The sequence below is a fragment of the Arthrobacter sp. ISL-30 genome (genome assembly GCF_018613855.1).
Lineage (GTDB): Bacteria > Actinomycetota > Actinomycetes > Actinomycetales > Micrococcaceae > Arthrobacter.
In genome coordinates this window covers 201,338-220,822 of the sequence record NZ_JAGGPK010000003.1, presented here as the reverse complement: position 1 = coordinate 220,822, position 19,485 = coordinate 201,338, and the positions used below count along the sequence as shown (strand labels likewise).

Annotated in this window: 18 protein-coding genes, 1 tRNA gene and 2 pseudogenes; 9 read left to right on the top strand and 12 right to left on the bottom strand. The window is 62.9% G+C overall.

All coding sequences use genetic code 11. The annotated features are described in order from the left end of the window. Positions 1-10: 10 nt before the first annotated feature. A complete protein-coding gene (locus tag J7E82_RS01310) occupies positions 11-265 on the bottom strand; it encodes a hypothetical protein (RefSeq protein ID WP_214859582.1) in 255 nt (84 codons plus the stop codon). Between the two features lie 228 nt (positions 266-493). Next, on the bottom strand, positions 494-787 hold the full coding sequence (locus tag J7E82_RS01305; protein ID WP_214859581.1) for a tyrosine-type recombinase/integrase: 294 nt from the start codon (positions 785-787) through the stop codon (positions 494-496). A gap of 231 nt (positions 788-1,018) precedes the next feature. Here J7E82_RS01305 and J7E82_RS01300 point away from each other — a divergent pair, with 231 nt between their 5' ends. Then, positions 1,019-1,639 carry a helix-turn-helix transcriptional regulator gene (locus J7E82_RS01300; protein WP_214859580.1) on the top strand — a complete coding sequence of 207 codons (621 nt, stop codon included), beginning with the start codon at positions 1,019-1,021 and terminating at the stop codon, positions 1,637-1,639. Then, a complete protein-coding gene (locus J7E82_RS01295) occupies positions 1,636-2,220 on the top strand; it encodes a DUF6036 family nucleotidyltransferase (RefSeq protein ID WP_251041263.1) in 585 nt (194 codons plus the stop codon). The genes J7E82_RS01300 and J7E82_RS01295 overlap by 4 nt, the downstream gene beginning before the upstream one ends. Positions 2,221-2,355: 135 nt before the next feature. Here J7E82_RS01295 and J7E82_RS20420 read toward each other — a convergent pair. The 7 genes and pseudogenes from J7E82_RS20420 to J7E82_RS01255 all read right to left on the bottom strand — a co-directional run bounded on the left by J7E82_RS20420 (position 2,356) and on the right by J7E82_RS01255 (position 11,499). Continuing rightward, positions 2,356-2,757, bottom strand: a pseudogene (locus J7E82_RS20420) (DUF2399 domain-containing protein). Between the two features lie 53 nt (positions 2,758-2,810). Further along, on the bottom strand, positions 2,811-3,305 hold the full coding sequence (locus J7E82_RS01280) for a TIGR02679 domain-containing protein (protein WP_214859576.1): 495 nt from the start codon (positions 3,303-3,305) through the stop codon (positions 2,811-2,813). 709 nt (positions 3,306-4,014) lie between these two features. Beyond that, positions 4,015-5,649 carry an APC family permease gene (locus J7E82_RS01275; RefSeq protein WP_214859574.1) on the bottom strand — a complete coding sequence of 545 codons (1,635 nt, stop codon included), beginning with the start codon at positions 5,647-5,649 and terminating at the stop codon, positions 4,015-4,017. Between the two features lie 122 nt (positions 5,650-5,771). Next, the gene (locus J7E82_RS01270) at positions 5,772-7,325 is read right to left on the bottom strand and encodes an aldehyde dehydrogenase family protein (RefSeq protein WP_214859572.1); all 1,554 of its coding nucleotides are present in this window, start codon (positions 7,323-7,325) and stop codon (positions 5,772-5,774) included. A 58-nt stretch (positions 7,326-7,383) separates the two neighbouring features. Next, positions 7,384-9,096: a choline dehydrogenase gene (betA, locus tag J7E82_RS01265; RefSeq protein ID WP_214859570.1), complete on the bottom strand. Its 1,713-nt coding sequence runs from the start codon at positions 9,094-9,096 to the stop codon at positions 7,384-7,386. 379 nt (positions 9,097-9,475) lie between these two features. Continuing rightward, positions 9,476-10,069, bottom strand: coding sequence for a TetR/AcrR family transcriptional regulator (locus J7E82_RS01260; RefSeq protein ID WP_214859562.1), 594 nt, complete (start codon positions 10,067-10,069; stop codon positions 9,476-9,478). A gap of 337 nt (positions 10,070-10,406) precedes the next feature. Beyond that, positions 10,407-11,499: pseudogene (locus J7E82_RS01255) on the bottom strand (IS630 family transposase). 211 nt (positions 11,500-11,710) lie between these two features. Here J7E82_RS01255 and J7E82_RS01250 point away from each other — a divergent pair. Both J7E82_RS01250 and J7E82_RS01245 read left to right on the top strand, forming a co-directional pair. Beyond that, the gene (locus tag J7E82_RS01250) at positions 11,711-12,100 is read left to right on the top strand and encodes a MarR family winged helix-turn-helix transcriptional regulator (protein ID WP_214859560.1); all 390 of its coding nucleotides are present in this window, start codon (positions 11,711-11,713) and stop codon (positions 12,098-12,100) included. A gap of 374 nt (positions 12,101-12,474) precedes the next feature. After that, on the top strand, positions 12,475-13,113 hold the full coding sequence (locus J7E82_RS01245) for a ChbG/HpnK family deacetylase (RefSeq protein ID WP_285289674.1): 639 nt from the start codon (positions 12,475-12,477) through the stop codon (positions 13,111-13,113). 145 nt (positions 13,114-13,258) lie between these two features. Here J7E82_RS01245 and J7E82_RS01240 read toward each other — a convergent pair whose 3' ends face one another. Continuing rightward, entirely contained in the window at positions 13,259-13,879 is a 621-nt protein-coding gene (locus J7E82_RS01240) for a MarR family winged helix-turn-helix transcriptional regulator (protein ID WP_251041262.1), read from the bottom strand. Between the two features lie 116 nt (positions 13,880-13,995). Here J7E82_RS01240 and J7E82_RS01235 point away from each other — a divergent pair, with 116 nt between their 5' ends. From J7E82_RS01235 to J7E82_RS20400, 4 genes are read left to right on the top strand one after another with little or no spacing between them, the layout of a single operon-like run. Beyond that, positions 13,996-14,505, top strand: coding sequence for a MaoC family dehydratase (locus J7E82_RS01235; RefSeq protein WP_214859558.1), 510 nt, complete (start codon positions 13,996-13,998; stop codon positions 14,503-14,505). Next, positions 14,498-14,968 carry an acyl-CoA dehydrogenase family protein gene (locus tag J7E82_RS20415; RefSeq protein ID WP_308113514.1) on the top strand — a complete coding sequence of 157 codons (471 nt, stop codon included), beginning with the start codon at positions 14,498-14,500 and terminating at the stop codon, positions 14,966-14,968. Before J7E82_RS01235 ends, J7E82_RS20415 begins: the two co-directional genes overlap by 8 nt. Next, positions 14,857-15,522, top strand: a complete 666-nt coding sequence (locus tag J7E82_RS21130; protein ID WP_308113528.1) for an acyl-CoA dehydrogenase — start codon at positions 14,857-14,859, stop codon at positions 15,520-15,522. The genes J7E82_RS20415 and J7E82_RS21130 overlap by 112 nt, the downstream gene beginning before the upstream one ends. Then, positions 15,479-15,682: an acyl-CoA dehydrogenase family protein gene (locus J7E82_RS20400; RefSeq protein WP_251041261.1), complete on the top strand. Its 204-nt coding sequence runs from the start codon at positions 15,479-15,481 to the stop codon at positions 15,680-15,682. Before J7E82_RS21130 ends, J7E82_RS20400 begins: the two co-directional genes overlap by 44 nt. A gap of 1,272 nt (positions 15,683-16,954) precedes the next feature. Here J7E82_RS20400 and J7E82_RS01225 read toward each other — a convergent pair. Then, positions 16,955-17,036 (bottom strand) — tRNA-Leu (locus J7E82_RS01225). Between the two features lie 193 nt (positions 17,037-17,229). On the opposite strand from J7E82_RS01225, the gene J7E82_RS01220 reads away from it, so the two are divergent. Further along, complete coding sequence (locus J7E82_RS01220; RefSeq protein WP_214859557.1) at positions 17,230-17,835, top strand: ANTAR domain-containing response regulator; 606 nt, start codon at positions 17,230-17,232, stop codon at positions 17,833-17,835. 107 nt (positions 17,836-17,942) lie between these two features. On the opposite strand, the gene pyk is transcribed toward J7E82_RS01220, so the two are convergent. Next, positions 17,943-19,433, bottom strand: a complete 1,491-nt coding sequence (gene pyk, locus J7E82_RS01215) for a pyruvate kinase (RefSeq protein WP_214859556.1) — start codon at positions 19,431-19,433, stop codon at positions 17,943-17,945. Between the last annotated feature and the right edge of the window lie 52 nt (positions 19,434-19,485).

Below are 19,485 nucleotides of genomic sequence, written 5' to 3'. Positions count from 1 at the left end.
AGAGCTCTGCCTAGCCGGGGCTGCATCGGTCTGTGGGTTCTTCTGGGTGTCCAAGGGTGTCTTTGACTTTGCCGGCGAACTCTTCGGTGATGGCTTCGCCGATGGCGCTTTCGTCCAGGTCTTCGGTTCCACCTTCGGGCATGTCAAACAGGAGCCGCTCGGCGTAGGGTGCTTCCCGGCCAAGAGTGTATGCAACGGTGTTCTGTTCCGAGGTGTGTCGTGCGCCTGCAACGTCGCGTTTGCCTGTTGCAAGTTCGTGCACCATGTTCAGGCCCAGGACATTCGCGGCTTCGGAATCGCAGCGGGCGGACAGTGTGAACGAAGGAATCGCTGGTGATCTTGGTCCGCTTCCACGGCCCGTTCCGGTACCAGGTCAGTCGTGTGGGAGTGGCCTCATTGGGTGGGCCGTACTTGGCCAGCATCTGCTCCGCGACTTTCTTCTGCGCTTCCGGCCACTGTTCAATGACCGCCGCGACATCGGCCTCGTCCACGCTCAGCTCCGCGCCCCGCTGCGTTTCGGGTTCCCCCTTGGCCTATACCTGATGCCTTGAGCCACCGCGCGTCCGCATAAGTGCCCGTAGACCTGCTCTGTCGTTCGAGTGGAAGTGTGACCGAGACGCCGAGCGATTGTGAACAGGTTGACGCCGTCTTGGATCAGCCATGAGGCGTGAGTGTGCCGCAAATCATAGATTCGGGGATTTTTCTGGAGGCCATTGGCTCGCGCTATGCGCACGGCCGGCAGCCAGTAGTGCTGCCAGTGAGCTGTCAGCTTCCTCGGATCGGACATTGGCACGACAAGTGACGGACAAGATCGAGGACCGCCAGATGAGGAAGGGCATGGGCCGAGGATCGCTAAGCGTCATGGCGGTTTTTCCTCCCTCCCAACCATTCAGAGAGCGAGAGATGCGGACCGGCATGAGAGAGATGGAGCGCGCGGGCAATTGCACTCAACCGGAAAACGCCATAGTCAGCAAATGACACCGTTCGGTGACATAATGGATTAAGCAAGGGAGGACAAATGACGAACGTGGGCAGCATCGACACACCAGCGGCCGCTGGGGACCTCATCCGTGCCCGGCGCCGGGAGCACGGGCTTTCACAACTGGCCCTCGCCGAAGCAGCTGGTGTCTCGCGTAAGTTCATCGTTGATCTCGAGGCTGGTCACGAACGGGCCGAACTCGGAAAAACCATCGCAGTCCTCCACGCCCTTGGGCTGTCCCTGGCAGCCACCGAACCTATCCCCCGCGGAAGTGAGTACGACCCGGCACGACGGGACTACGCGACAACGTTCAGCCAGCTTATCGGTGCCCGGGATTTCGAGTTCGCCATCAAAATGCTCGCCGAGTACGCCACCGCATCCCTCAAAGCCGGAAGACCGCTGCTGCACCGCAGCCCCCGGCTCCAGGAACCCCACTGGTCCGCCGCGCTGGCCGGCATAACCAACTACACCGCACACCGGCTCGGACAACCCGCACCGTTATGGACCAGACGCATCAGACCCCTCACCGAAGCCTGGCTGCCGGCAGAGTCCTACCGGACCGTCCGGGAACCCATGAAAAAGCTCACCATGTCCGAAACACCCCCGGAACTCGCCGCGATGAACGTTTTCATCCGCGAACGCAGCCTGGCCACCGCATGACCGGCGGAGAACTCACCGCCGCACAAATCCGCGCCCTCCTCCAAGAACTCGGCCGCCGCCTGAAGGCCCGCGGCGTCCACGGCGACGTCAAACTCATCGGCGGCGCCGCGCTCATCCTGCAAGGAATCGGCAACCGCCCCACCGCCGACGTCGACGCCAGCTACGCCGACCCGGACACCGTCAACGCCATCATCAGCGAGATGGCCGCCGACTACGACCTCTCCCCCGAATGGCTCAACTCCAGCGGGGCAGCCTTCGTCCCCGACAACGCCACCTGGGTCGAACTCGAACAACTCGACGGACTCACCATCCAGGCCGCAGACACCGAAACACTCCTGGCCATGAAAATCGCCGCCGAGCGGGACAAGGACACCCTCGACATCGCCCGACTCCTACTCAGGCTCCACATCACCAAGGCCGACGACGCCGTCGACCTCGCCTACAACAAATACGGCGACCACTCCATCCCCCTCGCGGCAGGCCGCGACAACTACCTCATCGTCGTCGACGACGCCCTCGACGCAGCCGCCACACTCAAACCCGAAACCCGCGAAACACCCAGCAGCCAACAAGAGCAGTAGACCCATGGGCAGTGATGCCCTGATCACCCGCATGGCGCAAGGCGGCTCCTCACGCAGTCGTATTTAGGAGTTCTGTCGGGCCGAAATGCGCCCAGGGTGTACTGACTTTCAGACTTGCCTCGGACGTCGGCCAAGTTATTGGCTCGCTGCTAACGCATCGAGAATAAGCGGAAGCACGGATTCCTCGTGTACAGCACGGCCGTGACTTCGCATGGCGGCCCCCAGCTCTGGTTCCCACGCCGGTTCGGTCTGCCTGCCGACAAGTGCGGGCCCATCTGGTCGCACCGCTTACAGGTATTCGTCGGCCGTCATCTGCCACGGACGGGCACAGAACTTCGTAATCACGCGGTTGGCCATGGCCATACCCGGCCAGTCGAAGTCGCCGTGGTAATACAAGTCGACGCCTGCCCGCGAGAGGTTGCCAAGCACCTTGTCCACGACCAGATTCGGCTCCCCGGAGGTGCATACCGCCGCCCAGCCATCCACGCCCCGCTCCGCCATGCCCTCGATTACCCGTGGATTCTCGCAGACAAGCATCCGTGTTCCTGCGGCCGACGCGAACGAGCTGATCCTCCGGAGGTCCCACTCTGTTACGTGGCCGCGTCGCTCAGTCGTCGCCCGGCCGGTTCCCCGGTGCCGACGCGAACCCGCCAGACGAGGCAGGTCCGCGAGAGCAAGTCCGGCTCAATCCCATGGTTCGCCCACAGCTGCTCCCGCTCGCGCGTGCCGTCTGGGATAGGGATGCCCGCGGCGGCCGCCAATCCCCGCAGCACGACCTGATGGAGCAGTCGATCCCGGTCGAGTGCGTGCGCATCACCGAGGAGCCTCGCGTCTAGTTCCACCCTTGACTGGGCGAGCGGGGCACCTTGCGCGTCGGTCAGCGCGCGGAGCACCGCCGCCGCGTCTCGAATGGTGCGCTCTGGGTCCTCTCGATTGGTGAGCAGTCCCGTCCGCCGGAGGCCGGCAATCCACTGCGAGGTCCAGGTCGCGGTCACCAGTTCGGCGGCGAGTTGCAGCGGCCGTTCGCGTGACGCGTCTCGTGCGGCACGCACGGCAGGCCTGCTCTCCGGCCGTGTTCCGTACAACGCTGCGAGTCTCACCGTTGGAGCCCGCACATTTCAATACCGGCTGGCGGGAAGATGTCACTGTCATTCACCCGTTTTCTGGCTGGCACGGGGACAAGCCCGGCCTCTCCTGACGCCATGCCAGCGTTTTGTTTGCGGTCTTAGACCATACTTCAGAAGAAGCCACGGTCATCTGGGCTGTAGGGACTCCAACCCTCCATGAAAGGCTTCAGAACTTCGGGCGAAGGTTTATGGGGGATGGGGCATCACCAACCCGACCCTCCTTCTAAGACTGGATCCAGAAGTCTGCACACCCAGCCGAGCAAAGGCGCGATCGGGTCGCCAGCGAAATCGCGCGCACGATCTTCCGCACCGGTGAGAGCCACCGACGCCGGGCTGCGCAGCGGATCGAAAACGCGCTTTGAAGACCATCCCGTCGAGGCATCGAGTGGCCCGCCTTAGGCCTTCCCCATCCACGCCGCGAACCTGTAAACAACTTACGGAACCGACAGGTTGAATGAGAAGGAATCCGCCAGATTTCTCTCATCCAACCTGTCAGTTCCCACGTCGCGACTGACAACTACATTGAGAAAGGACAATGCATCTGTTCGCTGCTTCCCTTGGTCAAGGCGGCCTGCTGCCTGGAAATGGAAAGGGCCCCGGGCAAGCACCCCTTCGCCGGGGTTGGCGATGGGGTGCCCGTCCGGGGCTGCCGCTGCTTCAGATCTGACTAAAGCGCGTCCACAGAGGTCTCGCCGGCTGCGGCAGGGACAGAGGCCGGTACGAGTTGGCCGGCGGCCGAAGCGTCTTTCCGCGCGGAGCCCGGTGCAGGATGTGCTGTGGCGGCCGCTGCGTGCTCGGCAAGGACGCCCGTGTGGCGCCTGATCTTCAGGCGGTACAGCAGGGTCCCGCCCACGGTCACGGCGACGACGAACAGGACGCCGCCCCACTGCAGGTACCACTCAAAGGGCGGTACCGAGTTGTAGATCTCCGGACGGGGCCAGATCAGGTTCAGCGTCATGGCGCCGCCCCACAGGACCGCCAGAATGTTCACGGGCAGGCCCCACTTGCCCATGCTGAATCCTGCTTCGGAGCTGTCGCCGGATGCAGGCCACTTCCTCTGCAGCCGCTTCCGGAGCAGCGGTACGGTAACCAAGAGGTAGGACAGGTAGATCAGGACGATGCTGATGCTGGACAGGATGGTGAAGATGGCCGGCTGCATCACGTTGACCAGCAGCGGGATCACGGCCAGGACGCCGATCACGATGGCCGCCACGGTGGGGGTCTTGCGGACCGGGTCAACCTTGCTGAGCTGGCTGCTGAACGGGAGGTTGTTGTCCCGGGCCATGGCGAACATCATGCGGATGGCTGCGGCGTGGACTGCCAGGGTGCACACCACCACGGCAACCACGATGCACACCAGGAATGCCTTGCCGAACGGCCCGCCCAGGACCGAGAGCACGAGGTACTGCAGGCCGCCGTCGGCAGAGCCCAGCTTGGGGTCGCTGAGGTCCGGCGCCGCCAGGAGGCCGAAGAGCAGGATCAGGCCGCCCAGCAGGAAGGAAGCGGTGACCGCGCGGATGATCGCCTTCGGCGCGGTCTTCTTGGGGTCTTTGGTTTCCTCACCGAGCGAGCTTGCCGTGTCGAAGCCGTACATCACGTAACCGGAGGCCATGGCGCCGATCAGGAACACTCCGAAGAAGCCCAGGGGGTTTTCGGCGCCGTACCCGGCGGTGTCGAAGAGGACCTCGGGTCCACGGACCACATGCCAGCCGAGGGCGAGGATGAGCAGCACGGCCGCGATCAGCTCGACGAAGACGCCGATGCTGTTGATCCTGGTCATGAGCTTCACGCCGAAGGCATTGATCAGCGTGGAGATGCCGATCATGATGCTCGCGAGCAATACCCCGTTGAGGGCGAAATCGTAGGTGCCCGTGCCGTCGCCGATGATCTGGAAGCCGGACCAGAGCTGCGGCAGGGTAATCTGCAGGGCCAGGGCCACGGCTCCGAGCGCCATGATCGAGGAGATCAGCAGCAGCCAGCCGGCAAGCCATGAGAAGGTGCCGGAGGTGAGGCGCTTGGCCCAGTTGTACACGGAGCCGGCCACGGGATAGCGGCCGGCAAGCTCAGCGAAGCAGAGTGCCACCATGAGCTGGCCGACGAAGACGATGGGCCAGGACCACGCGTAGGCCGGCCCGGCCATTGAGAAACCAAAGTAGAACAGTTGAAAAACACCGGTGAGGATGGAGATGTAGCTGACGCCGGCCGCGAAGCTGGCAAACTTCCCAATGCTGCGGTCCAGGGTCTGGGCATAGCCGAACTCATCCATGCCGCTTGAATCAGTACTCTTGCTGGGTTCCAACATTCTGAACTCCTAAGTCAAAAAAAGCATGACGGTGATAACCCGCGGCCGCCATTGGACGCAGGTGAAACGCTTGGACGGGCGCCGCGCTGTACGGCGCCCGGCCGTTCCCCCAATGCTGTTGCCTACTCGGCTGCGCCCGCCTCCGTTTCTTCAGGAGGCGAGCCGAACCAGCCGCTGGGAGCAGGCTGGATGTTCTGCCAGATGTGCTTTGCCTCGCGGTACTCGTCGAGGCCTGCCCGGCCGAGCTCACGGCCAATTCCGGACTTCCCGAAACCGCCCCACTCTGCCTGGGGGACGTACGGGTGGTAGTCGTTGATCCAGACTGTCCCATGCCGGAGCGCGCCCGCAACCCGTTGCGCCTTCGACACGTCCGATGTCCATACCGCACCGGCCAGTCCGTACTCCGTGTCGTTCGCGATCGCCACGGCCTCGGCCTCGGTCCGGAACGTTTCCACGGTAAGCACCGGGCCGAACGACTCCTCCCGCAGCACGCTCATGCCCGAGCTGCAGCTGCCGAGCACGGTGGGCGGGTAGAAAAAACCGTCCGCCAGCGGCCCCTCGTCGGGGATGTAGCCTCCGCACAACAGCTCGGCGCCCTCCGCGATTCCGGCCTGGACATATGCGTGGACCTGGTCGCGGTGCTTGGCGGAAATGAGGGGTCCCGTCTCGGCGTCGGGATCAAACGGTCCGCCCATCCGGATTTTCCGCGCCCGCTCCACCACCTCCGCCACGAAACGTTCCGCGATGGACTCCTCGACAACCAGTCGTGCGCCTGCCGAGCAGACCTGGCCGGAGTGGAGGAACACGGCGGTAAGGGCGTTGTCGACGGTGGCATCCCAGTCCGCGTCGGCGAAGACGACGTTGGGGTTCTTTCCGCCGAGCTCAAAGGCGACGCGCTTCACCGTTTCGGCGGCGGCAGCCATGATCGTCTGCCCCGTCGCCAGGCTCCCGGTCAGGGAGACGAGGTCGACGCGCGGGTCGGAGCTGAGCGGTCCGCCCACCTTCGAACCCCTTCCCGTCACGAGATTCGCGACGCCGGCGGGCACGCCCGCCTCTGCGAGCGTTTCCATGAGCAGGATGGAGGTTGACGGCGTAAGCTCGCTGGGCTTGAGCACAAACGAGTTTCCCGCGGTGAGTGCCGGGGCCACCTTCCACGCCGCCTGGAGGAGCGGGTAGTTCCACGGTGCGATGAGGGCACAGACGCCGAGGGGCTCGTAGACCACGCGGCTGATGGCATTCGGCCTGCCGGTGTCGATCACCCTGCCGGCGTCAAGGCCTGCGATCTTGCCGTAGTAGCGGAAGCATGCGGCGATGTCGTCGATGTCGTACTCGGCTTCGACGAGGCGTTTCCCGGTGTCGAGGGCCTCGGCCTGCGCGTAGGCTGCTTTGTCCCGCTCAAGCAGGTCCGCGAGGCGGAGCATGACCGCCCCCCGCTCGATGTCCGAAAGCCGCCGCCAGGGGCCGTCGTCGAACGCGGCCCGTGCGCTGGCGATCGCCCGCTCAGCGTCCTGCACGGTGGCCGAGGCGACGACCGCAACCTCACGCCCGTCCGCAGGGCAGCGCACCATAGTGGCTCCGCCGTCGGACGCCTGCTGCCAGGAGCCGTCGATGTACAGGCCCTTGATCGTGTTCTCCGGTTTCCCGGTGTGGTGAACCCGCTCCACGGTGGCGGTCATTGTGTATCTCCTACGGGGTGTGGTGCGCGGACCAGGGAGTTCTTTATATCCAACATGCCTAGACCTTTGCGGCCGCTGCAGCCGTGATCGGGGCGCCGTTACGCTCCAGGGGGCTGAGGCCGTGGCGGTAGAACTCTGTGTGCTGCGGCGGCAGGGGTGTTTTGCCGGCGATCAGGTCAGCGGCCTTTTCGGCGAGCATCATGACCGGGGCGTAGATGTTGCCGTTGGTGACGTACGGCATGGCGGAGGCGTCCACCACGCGGAGGCCACTGGTGCCGTGGACGGTCATGTCCAGCGGATTGACGACGGCCATGGGATCGGAGTCCGGCCCCATCTTCGCCGTGCAGGACGGGTGCAGCGCTGTCTCAGCATCGCGGGCAACCCAGTCGAGGATCTCGGCGTCGGTCTGTACGGCCCGGCCGGGCGAAAGTTCGCCGCCGTTGAAGGGAAGCATCGCGGACTGGCCGAGGATGTCCCGGGCCACATGGATGGCTTCAACCCATTCGCGGCGGTCCTGGTCTGTGGAGAGGTAGTTAAACACCATGGACGGGTGGACGGTCGGGTCGGTGGACTTGATCTTGAGGGTGCCGCGGGCATCGGAGTACATCGGACCGATGTGCACCTGGTAGCCGTGCTTGGCATCCGCCTTCTGGCCGTCGTAGCGGACCGCGACCGGCAGGAAGTGGAACATCAGGTTCGGGTATGCAACATCCTCGTTGGAGCGGACGAAGCCGCCGCCTTCGAAGTGGTTGGTGGCAGCCGGCCCCTTCCGGCCCAGCAGCCACTGCAGGCCGATGAGCGGGTAGCGCCACAGGTCCAGGTTGGGCTGCATGGAGACCGGCTGGGTGCATGCGTGCTGGATGTAGACCTCGAGGTGGTCCTGGAGGTTTTCGCCGACGCCGGGCAGGTTTACCACCGAGTTGATGCCCAGGGAGTTCAGGTGCGCGGCGTCGCCGATACCGCTGAGCTGCAGCAGTTGCGGGGTGTTGATGGCGCCGCCGGCCAGGATCACTTCGCCCGCGTTCACCTGGTGGGTCTGTCCGTTGCGGCGGTAGGTGACGCCGCTGGCGACGTTGCCCTTGAAGTTGACCTTGGTGACCATGGCCCGGGTCAGGACAGTCAGGTTCTTCCGGCCCCGGTTGGGCCGCAGGTAGGCACGGGACGCGGAGAGCCGCTGGCCCTTGTGGACGTTGCGGTCGAACGCGGCGAAACCCTCCTGGCGGTAGCCGTTGACATCGTCCGTCAGCGGGTAGCCGGCCTCCTGGGCCGCCTTGAAGAAGGCCTGGAACAGCGGGTTCGTGGCGGGGCCGCGCTCCAGCACGAGTGGTCCGGAGTGTCCGCGCAGTTCATCGTCCGGGTCGGCGGCCAGCGCGTTTTCCATCCGGTTGAAGTACGGCAGGCAGTGCGCGAAGTCCCACGTTTCCATACCGGCGTCGGCGCCCCAGCGCTCGTAATCGAGCGGGTTGCCGCGCTGGAAGATCATGCCGTTGATGGAGCTTGAGCCGCCCAGGACCTTGCCGCGGGCGTGGGCCACGCGCCGGCCGCCCATGTAGGGCTCGGGGTCCGACTCGTACCGCCAGTCATAGAGCGGGTTGCCGCTGGGGAAGGTCAGCGCGGCGGGCATCTGGATGAAGAGGTCCCAGGGGTAGTCGCTCCGCCCGGCCTCGAGAACCAAGACACTGCTCTGGCCTCCATCGCTCAGGCGATCCGCGAGCACGGAACCCGCGCTTCCGCCGCCGACGATGACGTAGTCGTAAGTGGTTTTTGTCATGCTGCAAACTCTCCTTTTACCTGGTGCCCGTCAGAGGCCCAAGGCGGGTCATCGTTCTTCCGAAGGGAAAGGCTGACCGTCCTAACCGGAGAATCCGCGGTATCCCCTGATATGGCGCAGGTCATATCCAAGGAGAGTAATGCACATTGAACAAGTGTTCAATAGAAAAACTGGACAAGTGTTCAAAGTTTACGGCGCCGAAACGTACGGGTCCCGCCGGGAGGCGGAAACGATGTACCCGCGTTTTTCAGATGGCGCACTTCTGCGCGAATGTGACGCGGAGTTGACGGCCTCTTGTTGACGGCCTCTTAAGGACACGCCAACGGACGGCACGGCCAGTTGCGGCCAGGCAGGAGAAAGCGATGTTGTATCCTGTCCGCTAAGCGGCGAAGGCGATCTCTTCAGTTCGGGCGATGCTCCGCCGGATGGACTCCTTGTCCACGCCAAGGAGCGCGGTCAGCCACATCCCGTTCTGCACAACGACGATGTCGGCCGCCCGCTCCTTGCATTCCTTGCTGGTCAGCTCCGGTTTGGCATTCCCGATCAGGGCTGCGAGTCCGTCCAGGTACCGGTCGAACGCGGCCGCGTTGATAAGAGCGAAGTCTTCGTGGGCCCTTGCGAGGGCCCACAGGTGAAGGCGCAAGGACAGGTACCGTGTGGTCAAAAGTTCCGGGCCCGCGACACGCCGGAGGGCATTCTGGAGCTGCTCGTCAGGGGGCAATGCCGGATCCGGGGCAACCAGCGCGAGGTCGTGTTCGTCGACGCTATGCAGCACCGCGCGGATCAGGCTCGATTTTTCCTCGAAGTAGTAGTTGACCAACCCCAGTGCGACGCCGGCCTCCCGGGCGACCGCGCGCATGTTCACTCCAGAGATCCCGTGGCGCGACAACAGCTCCAGCGCGGCCTCAAGGATGCGTGACTGCCGGTCAACCTGCTCGCCCTGTTCGCGGGAGCTCACGGTGCTTGTATCCACCCGGCCAGAATATGGGGAAACCAGCCAGTCTGCACCTCGCCCGGGACTGCCGCGCGTCTCCGGGGGGTGGGGCAGACCTGTTTGTGTCAATCGTGGTTCCACCAAAGGTAACGAGCCACTGGGATTTGAAGCTGGGTCCTGGTGCGTCACTATCGTTGCCGGAACGGACCCAGCCGTCGGATTGGGCTGGATGGACGTCACGGCAGCGTCACCTCCCTGCTGAAGATCTCATGCGCCTAAACCCGGCAATCATATGACCGAACAACAGGCAACACGAACCCCTGAACTATGGCCCCCGAGTTGGGAGGGTGTGGGTGGCTGCAGATGCTAGCAATCCCTAATGTCCTGCGCCTGAAATTCGGTTCAGAAGTCGTCCGAGGGATTCGAGAATTTGTTCGGCGGTTTTTGTCCACGTGAAGGGCGTGGGGTTCTCGTTCCATGTCTTCACCCAGGCCCGGATGTCGGCCTCGAGTGCCTGGACGGAGCGGTGGTCGCTGCGGCGGAGCAAGTCATCGGTGACGAAGCCGAAGAACCGCTCGACCTGGTTGATCCACGATGAGTAGGTCGGGGTGAAGTGCATGTGGAAGCGGGGGTGGTTTTCAAGCCAGGCCCTGACGGCCGGGGTCTTGTGGGTTTGGTAGTTGTCACAGATCAGGTGCACGTCCAGATCCGCCGGAACTTGGGGCGTCGATCTTGATCAGGAACTTTCGGAACTCCACCGCGCGGTGTTTCCGGTGCAGGGAGGAGATCACAGACCCGTCCGCGGTGTTCAGGGCCGCAAAGAGGGTCGTGGTTCCGTGCCGGACGTAGTCGTGTGTCCGCTTCTCGGGCATGCCGGGCATCATCGGGAACGCCGGCTGGGAACGGGCCAGAGCCTGGACCTGGGATTTCTCGTCCACACTCAGCACCACGGCCGATTCCGGCGGGTTCAGGTAGAGCCCGACCACGTCATAGACCTTGTCCACGAACTGCGGATCGGTGGAGAGCTTGAACCCGTCGGCGCGGTGCGGCTTGAGTTCAAACGCCTTCCAGATCCTCCCGATCGTGGACTTCGAAAGCCCGGACCGTTCGGCCATCTTCGCCCGGGACCAGTGCGTCGCGTTCTTCGGTGTCGACTCCAGGGTCGCGACCACGACATCCTCGACCTCCTCGGCGGTGACCGTGGCCGGCCGGCCCGGCCTGGGCTCGTCGACCAGCCCGTCCAGACGCTGTTCCAGGAACCGGCGCCGCCATTTCGCCACCGTATGCGGTTCAACCCCGCACCGGGCAGCAGCCGCCACGTTCGTCAGCCCTTCGGCGCTGGCCAAAACGATCCTCGATCGCATCGCCAGCGACTGGGACGACGTCGCCCGGCGGGACCACCGCACCAAGGTCACCCGCTCCTCATCCGTCAGTTCCAGCAAGGCCTTCGGCCGCCCAACATTCGCCATGCCCCATTCTACAATTAGGAACCGAATTTCAGGCGCAGGACACTAGCAACACGTTTCGAAATGAGAGAATCAGTCAAGGAGCATCTTTGCTCAACCAATTTTTCGATCGAAGGAGACGGCGTGCCGGGTTTGCTTCCCCTGTCCAAGGGACCCGATCGCCGAGGCCCAGCGTCATTGGTAGGAGCACGGATGGGGCGACGCCGCTGACGGCATGGCCGCGGTCACCGCGCTGATGCGTGCCCAGCAGATCCTGCTCGGCCGCATCGAAGGCGTGCTCAAACCGCATGGCTTGTCGTTTGCCCGCTATGAATTGCTGGCGCTGCTCAGCTTCACCAGGAGCGGCTCGTTGCCCATGGCGAAAGCCAGTGCGCGCCTGCAGGTCCACCCCACTAGCGTGACGAGTGCAGTGGACCGGCTGGAACGTGCGGGACTGGTGCGCAGGGCTGCCCATCGGACGGACGGCAGGGCCACCTTGGTGCAGATTTCCCCTCAAGGCCGGGACGTTGTCCTCGCAGCCACCAAGGACCTGAACGCGCAGGTATTCACCCGGACCGGATTTACCAGTGATTGCCGCCCCCTAAAACTGTTGGCTTTGCCTTGATCTTGGCATTTGACCGTCTCTGTGGGAAGGCGTGGCAGCATCCACCGAATAGATGGTGGGGCGCCGGGTAGAGGATCCTCAATCGGCCGGTTCCGCTGTCAGAATCATGCACTATCGCTGCGAGTCACAGCTCTGGCGACCGCCCAAGCGTCCGCTGCACGGCCGGCTTGCGTGCAGGGGATCAAGGCGGCTGCGGGGCCCCACGATCCCCTCGGCTGTGCGCGAGCGACCGGGAATAATATTCGGATGCGGAGCTTGCTAATCAATGTTGACGACATCGGGATCTATCCAGAAGCGGTGGAGCCCGCGATTGAGGCGATCGAACACGGCGTGGCCGCATCGGACAGTGTAATGGTCGTCTGCCAGGGAGCGACTTGGCGCTGACCACACTTCGTGATCACACGGAAATCCACGTTGGGGTACATCTGACATTGACCCGAGATTTCCCGGACTGGGCGTGGTCGCCACTCACTGAAGGCGGCAGTATTCAGCGGGATGGGCTGCTCGCGCCGATCGACCACCGAACAGAGCTCTTGGCGCAGGCGCGGACAGATGATGTGGCGGTCGAGTTCCGGGCACAGCTCGAGAAGGCGCTCGAGGGCGGCATACGCGTTACCCATCTGGACTGGCACTGCCTTGCTGATGGTGGGCGCGAGGACATCTTCGATGCCACGCTGCAGCTTGCAGAGGAGTATCAGGTCGAACTTCGAGCCTGGACTGATTACGGCCGACGGCAGCTGAGCTCTCATGGACGAGTTGCCCAGAACCAGCCGTTCCTCGACAGCTTTAGCGTGCCAATCGATGACAAACTCCAACACTTGGTCGATGCCGTCCGCCAGCTCCCGCAGGGTCTAAGCGAATGGGCCGTGCATCCAGCCGGGTACAACCCGCGCGACGAGGGGTCTAAGGTGCATAGCTCTGACTACGACGTTCTTATGTCGCCGGCGTTTCGCCAGGCACTAGAGGACAACGAGATCACCGTGACAGGATACGGCGTCCAAGCGTCGTCCTAGCTGCGGCTCGTGCGAGACTGTCCGGTGAAGGATCCACTTACGGGCATTAGAGCGTGAGTCCGCGTGAGGCTATGCGGCTTCGGGGCGGTAGCCATGCACGGAGATGCAGCACTGCGCCTTCATGCCCTTGGGCCCCACTTATCAGTTAAAACGTACTCGTTTCGCTGCCGGGCCCGGTCACGATGTACTGCAATGCGTCCCGTAGGTGCTGGGCTGCCTGCGAGTTGAGCGGCGCGAGGAACTTGCGCTCTGCCTCGTCGCTTGCCACGGTGGCCGGCCTGAGAGTGTCTCGCCCAGCTTCGGTCACCTCAACCACGTTGCGACGCCGGTCGTGCGGGTGCGGATGACGCGACACCAGGCCCTTGCTTTCGAGCGTGTCCAGCAGCGCGACCATCGTCGTGCGGTCGATGCCAAGGCGCTGCGCCGCCTGATGCTGAGACGCTGGCTCGTGGCCGGCAAGAACAAGCAGCACCGCCAGCTCACGCCCGTTGATGCCATACGGCGCCAGCGCCTCCTCGCTCAGCTCGGCCATCCGGAGCTGAGCGTGCTTGAGCAAGTAGCCGAGGTGTCCTCGAAAATTGGCCTCCACCACCGCGAACAACTGTTGGACCTCCTCCGTCAGGCCGATATCGCCCATGCCCGACTGAACACAATCGACCAACTGGCCGCGCACGAGCAGCTCGTCGAGCGCAATCGTTGGATCCCTACGGACAGCACAGTCGGTCCCCTGATGACGCTGCTGCCACCGTGGGTGCCCGCTGGCCATAACCACTCCTTTGGGAGGATCCCGGATGTGGGGCAAGACAGCGACGATATCTACCGCTGGCTCGGGCTTGAACCATCAACAGCAACCAGTACCAACACAGACACAGTGAGGATCGCATGACCACGCATCACGGATGGCAGGGACACTTTTACGAAGATTTCGTCGTCGACGACGTATACGAGCATGCGCTCGGGCGGACCGTAACGACAACGGACAATATCTGGTTCACGCTGTTGACTCAGAACACGGCCCCCGTCCACTTCGACCATGAATATGCCGCCCGTACCGAGTTCGGCAAGCCGCTGGTGAATTCTGCCTTCACCTTGGCCTTGGTGGTAGGCCAGACAGTCCCAGACATTTCTCAGAACGTATTCGCCAACCTGAGTTGGACCGACGTCATGCTGCCGAATCCGGTCTTCGAGGGCGACACGCTACATTCCCGCAGCACTGTGACGGGGGTCCGGGAGTCTGCGTCACGGCCGCAGGTGGGAATTGTCTCCGTCTTTACCGAGGGATTCAACCAGAGCGGTAAGGTCGTCATTTCCTTCAGGCGCAGTGTGATGGTCTACAAACGCGGCTTTGGCCCCCGCTTTCAAAACGCTAAGGAGACAGAATCCCATGTCTAACATGAGTGCAACCATCAAATCGGGCCTTGCTGAATCCGAGATCCGTCAAGACCTGAGGAACCTCATCGATGGGATTTCCGAGCGCTTCCCTGGCGAGTACTGGCGCAAGGTCGATCGCGCGGAGGAGTACCCCGAGGAGTTCGTGGACGCGCTAACCGAATCCGGGTGCCTAGGAGCCTTGGTGCCGGAAGAGTACGGCGGTTTGGGGCTGGGACTCGGTGACGCATCGGTGATCCTGGAACAAATCAACGCCAACGGAGGCAACGCCGGCCCCGTGCACGCGCAAATGTACACCATGGGCCTGTCCTGCGGCACGGCAGTGAAGAACAGAAGCTTCGATATTTGCCGGGTATCGCCTCGGGAGAGACTCGCCTCCAGGCATTTGGCGTCACCGAACCAACCGCCGGAACAGATACAACCAGCATCAAGACGACGGCAGTTCGCGACGGTGACGAATACGTGATCAACGGACAAAAGATCTGGACGTCTCGTTTCCAGAATTCAGACTTGCTGCTGCTGTTGGCCCGCAGCCGGAAGCGGGAAGAGGTGGCGAAGCCGTCCCAGGGCCTGTCATTGTTCCTCATAGACCTGCGCGAGACCAAGGGCATCACCGCTGTACCGATTCGCACAATGGTCAACCACGAGACGAACGAAGTCTTCTTCGACGATGCCCGGATCCCTGCTTCAGCACTTGTTGGCACGGAAGGCGAAGGCTTCCACTACCTTCTGGATAGCCTTAATGCCGAACGAATCCTAGTCGCCTCCGAATGTATTGGAGACGGCCGATGGTTCATTGAAAAGACCCGCAGATACACCAGCGAACGCGTTGTTTTCGGCCGACCTATCGGATCAAATCAAGGCATCCAGTTTCCAGTGGCCCGCGCGCATATCAACGTGGAAGCGGCCGACCTGATGCGCTGGCGGGCGGCCGATCTTTTCGACGCGCACATGCCTTGTGGCGCTGAAAGCCAATATGGCCAAGCTACTGGCCTCGGAGGCCTCTTGGGAAGCCGCTAACGTGGCACTCCAGTCCCATGGTGGTTTCGGCTTCGCTGAAGAATACGACATTGAACGTAAGTTCCGGGAGACCAGGCTCTTCCAGGTCGCGCCAATCTCCACAAACTTGATCCTTTCCTATGTCGGCCAACACGTTCTGAAGATGCCTCGCTCCTTCTGATCGAGCAAGGCAGACGAAACCCGGCATCTGAGCCAAAGGAAGGAAAGATGAAGAATTCAAAGACGAGCCACGTCGTCGCCGCTCTTAGCTGGTTCACTAGGTCTCAGAGCGAAGACATCGCTGCCACCCCGCCGAATTCCCACTCACACTATCCGCTACATCGACTGTCAACGACCCCGTGGGAAGGGCTCCACCTGGAGGCAATAGAGTGGCGCCCGTATCAAGTCGAGTTGCAGCATTGCCCCTACTAGAGGGAGGTTCGACGACCACGTAGCTGGCCTGCTCGATATGAAAAGAAGAGGTCGACATAGCGGTCATTGCCATCGACGTCGAAGTGGGCTTCGCGGACGACGAACGCGAATCTCTGCCCGGGCCCGCGCAGCGTTTAGGTGATGCGGCTGGTGCCCGCGATCTCGACGTTCATGCGGCTGCCGCGCCCCTCCGGGAGCGCGGCAGCTTTTGTCTTGGCCACCATGTCGTTCCCTCGGGAGCTACACGATGCTCCAAAGGCTGTCCGCCACCTCTACTGTAGGGCCGACGCGGATGCGGAAGGGTTGGCTGCCAGGCGCTCGCCTACGGCGAAGGCTCGGGTGATGGCCGAGCCGAGTGTTGCCCCGCCGCTGCGGAAGACTATCAAGTACGGCTAGTAAGCATCTTGTGGAGCCATCATATGCCCGTGGTTTCACTAAGCATTGACGGCCTTGCGGGCCGATAACGCCCCTCGTCCGCATGCCGAGCCGGAGATCGGCCGTGATGAGGTGGGTTGGCCACGGGCCGCTCCCCCATCCGGAGAGATCTTTCCTCCGCTCAACGGCCTAACCAGGCCGCTCAGGCACTCACATGCGATGTCCGCAAATGATCAGCAACAGTCATGTAGCTCCCACCCCAGTCACACGATGAAGGTGCAGTCCGAGGATCAAGAAGTCCGCCCGGGACTGGGCTGGCCCACAAAAGATCGGAAAACTTCATCGCGGTCATGCAGTGGTCCCTACAAGGCACCATGAACAGGTATGCAAACAGAAACCCGCGACCAGCAGCACACGACCCGGTCCCCCTCGCGGACCAGGTCATGTTGCTCCGGCCGGTCAGGACCATGAAGAAGTGAACAACGAGCACATCGCCCAACCCGGCAGAAAGGAGGCATCGGCCACACGAACGGCCAGCCACAACTAAATACACCTACGGAGTCAGGTTCGAACACCCCGCGCAGCGTGTGGACAGTGTCCACACGCCAAACACCCAAAAATCGCCCCTGGCTTGGGGGATAACGCGTGCCCGAGGTGGGACTCGAACCCACACACCTTTCGATACCGCATTTTGAGTGCGGCGCGTCTGCCAATTCCGCCACTCGGGCCTGCACTAAGGAAGAACGTGACCGCAGCAACGAAGTCGCTGTGAGCAACGCGATGCTTCCCAGCACGCGAATCTACTCTACATGCAGATAGGCTGATTTTCAGAAACGCGCGCAACCCGTGCAATAAAACGTTGACGGCCGCAGGCGCAACTAAGATGGTCCTGAATCCGCCGTACCTTTTCAAGGAGATCCCGTGTCAGAACAGACGGAGTCCAAGTCCAATTCCCAGCCGGCTCGCCGCGTCGTCGTAGCCGAGGACGAAACCCTTATCCGCCTGGATATCATCGAAATTCTCAAGGGCGAAGGCTTTGACGTCGTCGGCGAGGCAGACAATGGCGAGAAGGCCGTTCAGCTGGCAGAGGAGCTCAAGCCCGATCTCGTCCTCATGGATGTGAAGATGCCCGTCATGGACGGCATCTCGGCAGCTGAGAAGATCGTGAAGGCCCGCATCGCGCCCGTGGTCCTGCTAACTGCGTTCAGCCAGAAGGAGCTTGTGGAGCGGGCGCGCGACGCCGGCGCCATGGCCTACGTGGTCAAGCCCTTCACGCCTGCGGACCTTATCCCGGCCATTGAGATCGCGCTGTCCCGCCATGAGGAAATTAAGGCCCTCGAAAACGAGGTTTCCGACCTTCAGGAACAGTTCGCCACCCGCAAGCTCGTGGAGCGTGCCAAGAGCCTGCTGACCACCAAGATGGGACTGACGGAGCCGGAAGCGTTCCGGTGGATCCAGAAGACCTCGATGGACCGCCGCCTGAGCATGCGCGAAGTCGCCGAAACCATCATCAACCAGGTCAACTAGCTCCCGGCACTCCCGCGAAGCACAGAGACACAAAGAGACACAAGGAAGGGCACCGTCGCGGCGGGGCCCTTCCTTGTGTCTCTAGTCAGCTTCCGGGAAGATCAGGCCTAGGCCTTCTTCTTCCTTTCCGGCCAGGGGCCAACCTTCTCCTTGCGGACGCCTTCCTCACCAATACGTGAGGTGTCGGCGAGGTCGCCCACCCTGTGCACCTTGAGCGAGTTAGTGGAGCCGGCCTGTCCGGGAGGCGAACCGGCGGCGATGACCACCAGGTCACCGTCCTCGACGATCTTCATGTCCAGGAGGCTGCGGTCAACCTGGGCGGTCATCTCATCGGTGTGGCCCACGGTGGGAACCAGCACGGGACGGATACCCCAGGTCAGCGCCAGCTGGTTCCAGACGTGCTCCAGCGGAGTGAACGCGAAGACCGGCTTAATCGGGCGGAGACGCGACAGACGGCGAGCGGAGTCACCGGACTGCGTGAACGTACAGATGTACTTTGCCTCAAGCTGGTCGGCGATTTCGACGGCGGCACGGGTGATGGCGCCACCACGCGTCTTCGGCTTGGTTCCGAGCGGCGGTACGCGCTCCAGTCCGTGCTCTTCAGTGGATTCGATGATGCGGGCCATCGTCTTCACGGTTTCGATCGGGTACTTGCCCACGCTGGTCTCACCGGACAGCATGACGGCGTCCGCGCCGTCGAGCACGGCGTTGGCGCAGTCTGAAGCCTCTGCACGGGTCGGGCGGGGGTTGTCGATCATCGACTCGAGCACCTGGGTTGCGACGATAACCGGCTTGGCCCAGCGGCGAGCCAGCTCGATGGCGCGCTTCTGCACGATCGGCACTTCCTCGAGCGGAAGCTCGACGCCGAGGTCACCACGGGCCACCATGATCGCGTCGAAGGCGTCGATGATTTCGTGGAGCTGGTCCACGGCCTGCGGCTTTTCGATCTTGGCGATTACCGGTACGCGGCGGCCTTCTTCATCCATGATCTCGTGCACGCGCTTGATGTCGGCAGCGTCCCGGACGAAGGACAAGGCAACGAGGTCGACGCCGCGCTGGATGGCCCAGCGAAGGTCGTCCTCGTCCTTCTCGCTCAGGGCGGGGACGTTGACCGCGACGCCAGGCAGGTTGATGCCCTTATTGTTGGACACCATGCCGCCCACAGTGACTTCGGCGACTACCTTGACATCATCAACCTCGAGGGCACGCAGGGCGACCTTACCGTCGTCGATGAGGAGGCTGTCCCCCACGTTGACGTCTTCCGTGAGGCTCTTCAGCGTGGTTGAGCAGATGTCCTTGGTTCCAGGGACGTCCTCGGTGGTGATCGTGAAGCGGTCACCGACCTCCAGCGCGTGGGGGCCGTCCACGAAGCGGCCCAGGCGGATCTTCGGGCCCTGCAGGTCGGCCATGATGGCGACCGGCTTGGCCAGCTGGGCGGAAGCCTTGCGGACGTTCTCGTAGGTGTTGTCATGCACCGAGTAGTCGCCGTGGCTCATGTTCATGCGTGCAACGTCGACGCCGGCTTCGAGCACCGCGAGGGTCTTCTCGAAGCTGGAGATAGCCGGTCCGAACGTTGCCACGATTTTCGCGCGTCTCATATACCTACCCTATTGGTCTGATGCTGGATTGAGTTGACTTGGAGGTGAACTT

Bases quoted from the DNA above. Each gene is read 5' to 3' on its own strand.
- J7E82_RS01305 (WP_214859581.1), bottom strand. From the start codon at position 787: ATGTCCGATCCGAGGAAGCTGACAGCTCACTGGCAGCACTACTGGCTG.
- J7E82_RS01235 (WP_214859558.1), top strand. From the start codon at position 13,996: ATGACCACGCATCACGGATGGCAGGGACACTTTTACGAAGATTTCGTC.
- pyk (WP_214859556.1), bottom strand. From the start codon at position 19,433: ATGAGACGCGCGAAAATCGTGGCAACGTTCGGACCGGCTATCTCCAGC.
- J7E82_RS01310 (WP_214859582.1), bottom strand. From the start codon at position 265: ATGGTGCACGAACTTGCAACAGGCAAACGCGACGTTGCAGGCGCACGA.
- J7E82_RS20400 (WP_251041261.1), top strand. From the start codon at position 15,479: ATGGCCAAGCTACTGGCCTCGGAGGCCTCTTGGGAAGCCGCTAACGTG.
- J7E82_RS01295 (WP_251041263.1), top strand. From the start codon at position 1,636: ATGACCGGCGGAGAACTCACCGCCGCACAAATCCGCGCCCTCCTCCAA.
- J7E82_RS01270 (WP_214859572.1), bottom strand. From the start codon at position 7,325: ATGACCGCCACCGTGGAGCGGGTTCACCACACCGGGAAACCGGAGAAC.
- J7E82_RS01300 (WP_214859580.1), top strand. From the start codon at position 1,019: ATGACGAACGTGGGCAGCATCGACACACCAGCGGCCGCTGGGGACCTC.
- betA (WP_214859570.1), bottom strand. From the start codon at position 9,096: ATGACAAAAACCACTTACGACTACGTCATCGTCGGCGGCGGAAGCGCG.
- J7E82_RS01250 (WP_214859560.1), top strand. From the start codon at position 11,711: ATGGCCGCGGTCACCGCGCTGATGCGTGCCCAGCAGATCCTGCTCGGC.
- J7E82_RS20415 (WP_308113514.1), top strand. From the start codon at position 14,498: ATGTCTAACATGAGTGCAACCATCAAATCGGGCCTTGCTGAATCCGAG.
- J7E82_RS01275 (WP_214859574.1), bottom strand. From the start codon at position 5,649: ATGTTGGAACCCAGCAAGAGTACTGATTCAAGCGGCATGGATGAGTTC.
- J7E82_RS01240 (WP_251041262.1), bottom strand. From the start codon at position 13,879: ATGGCCAGCGGGCACCCACGGTGGCAGCAGCGTCATCAGGGGACCGAC.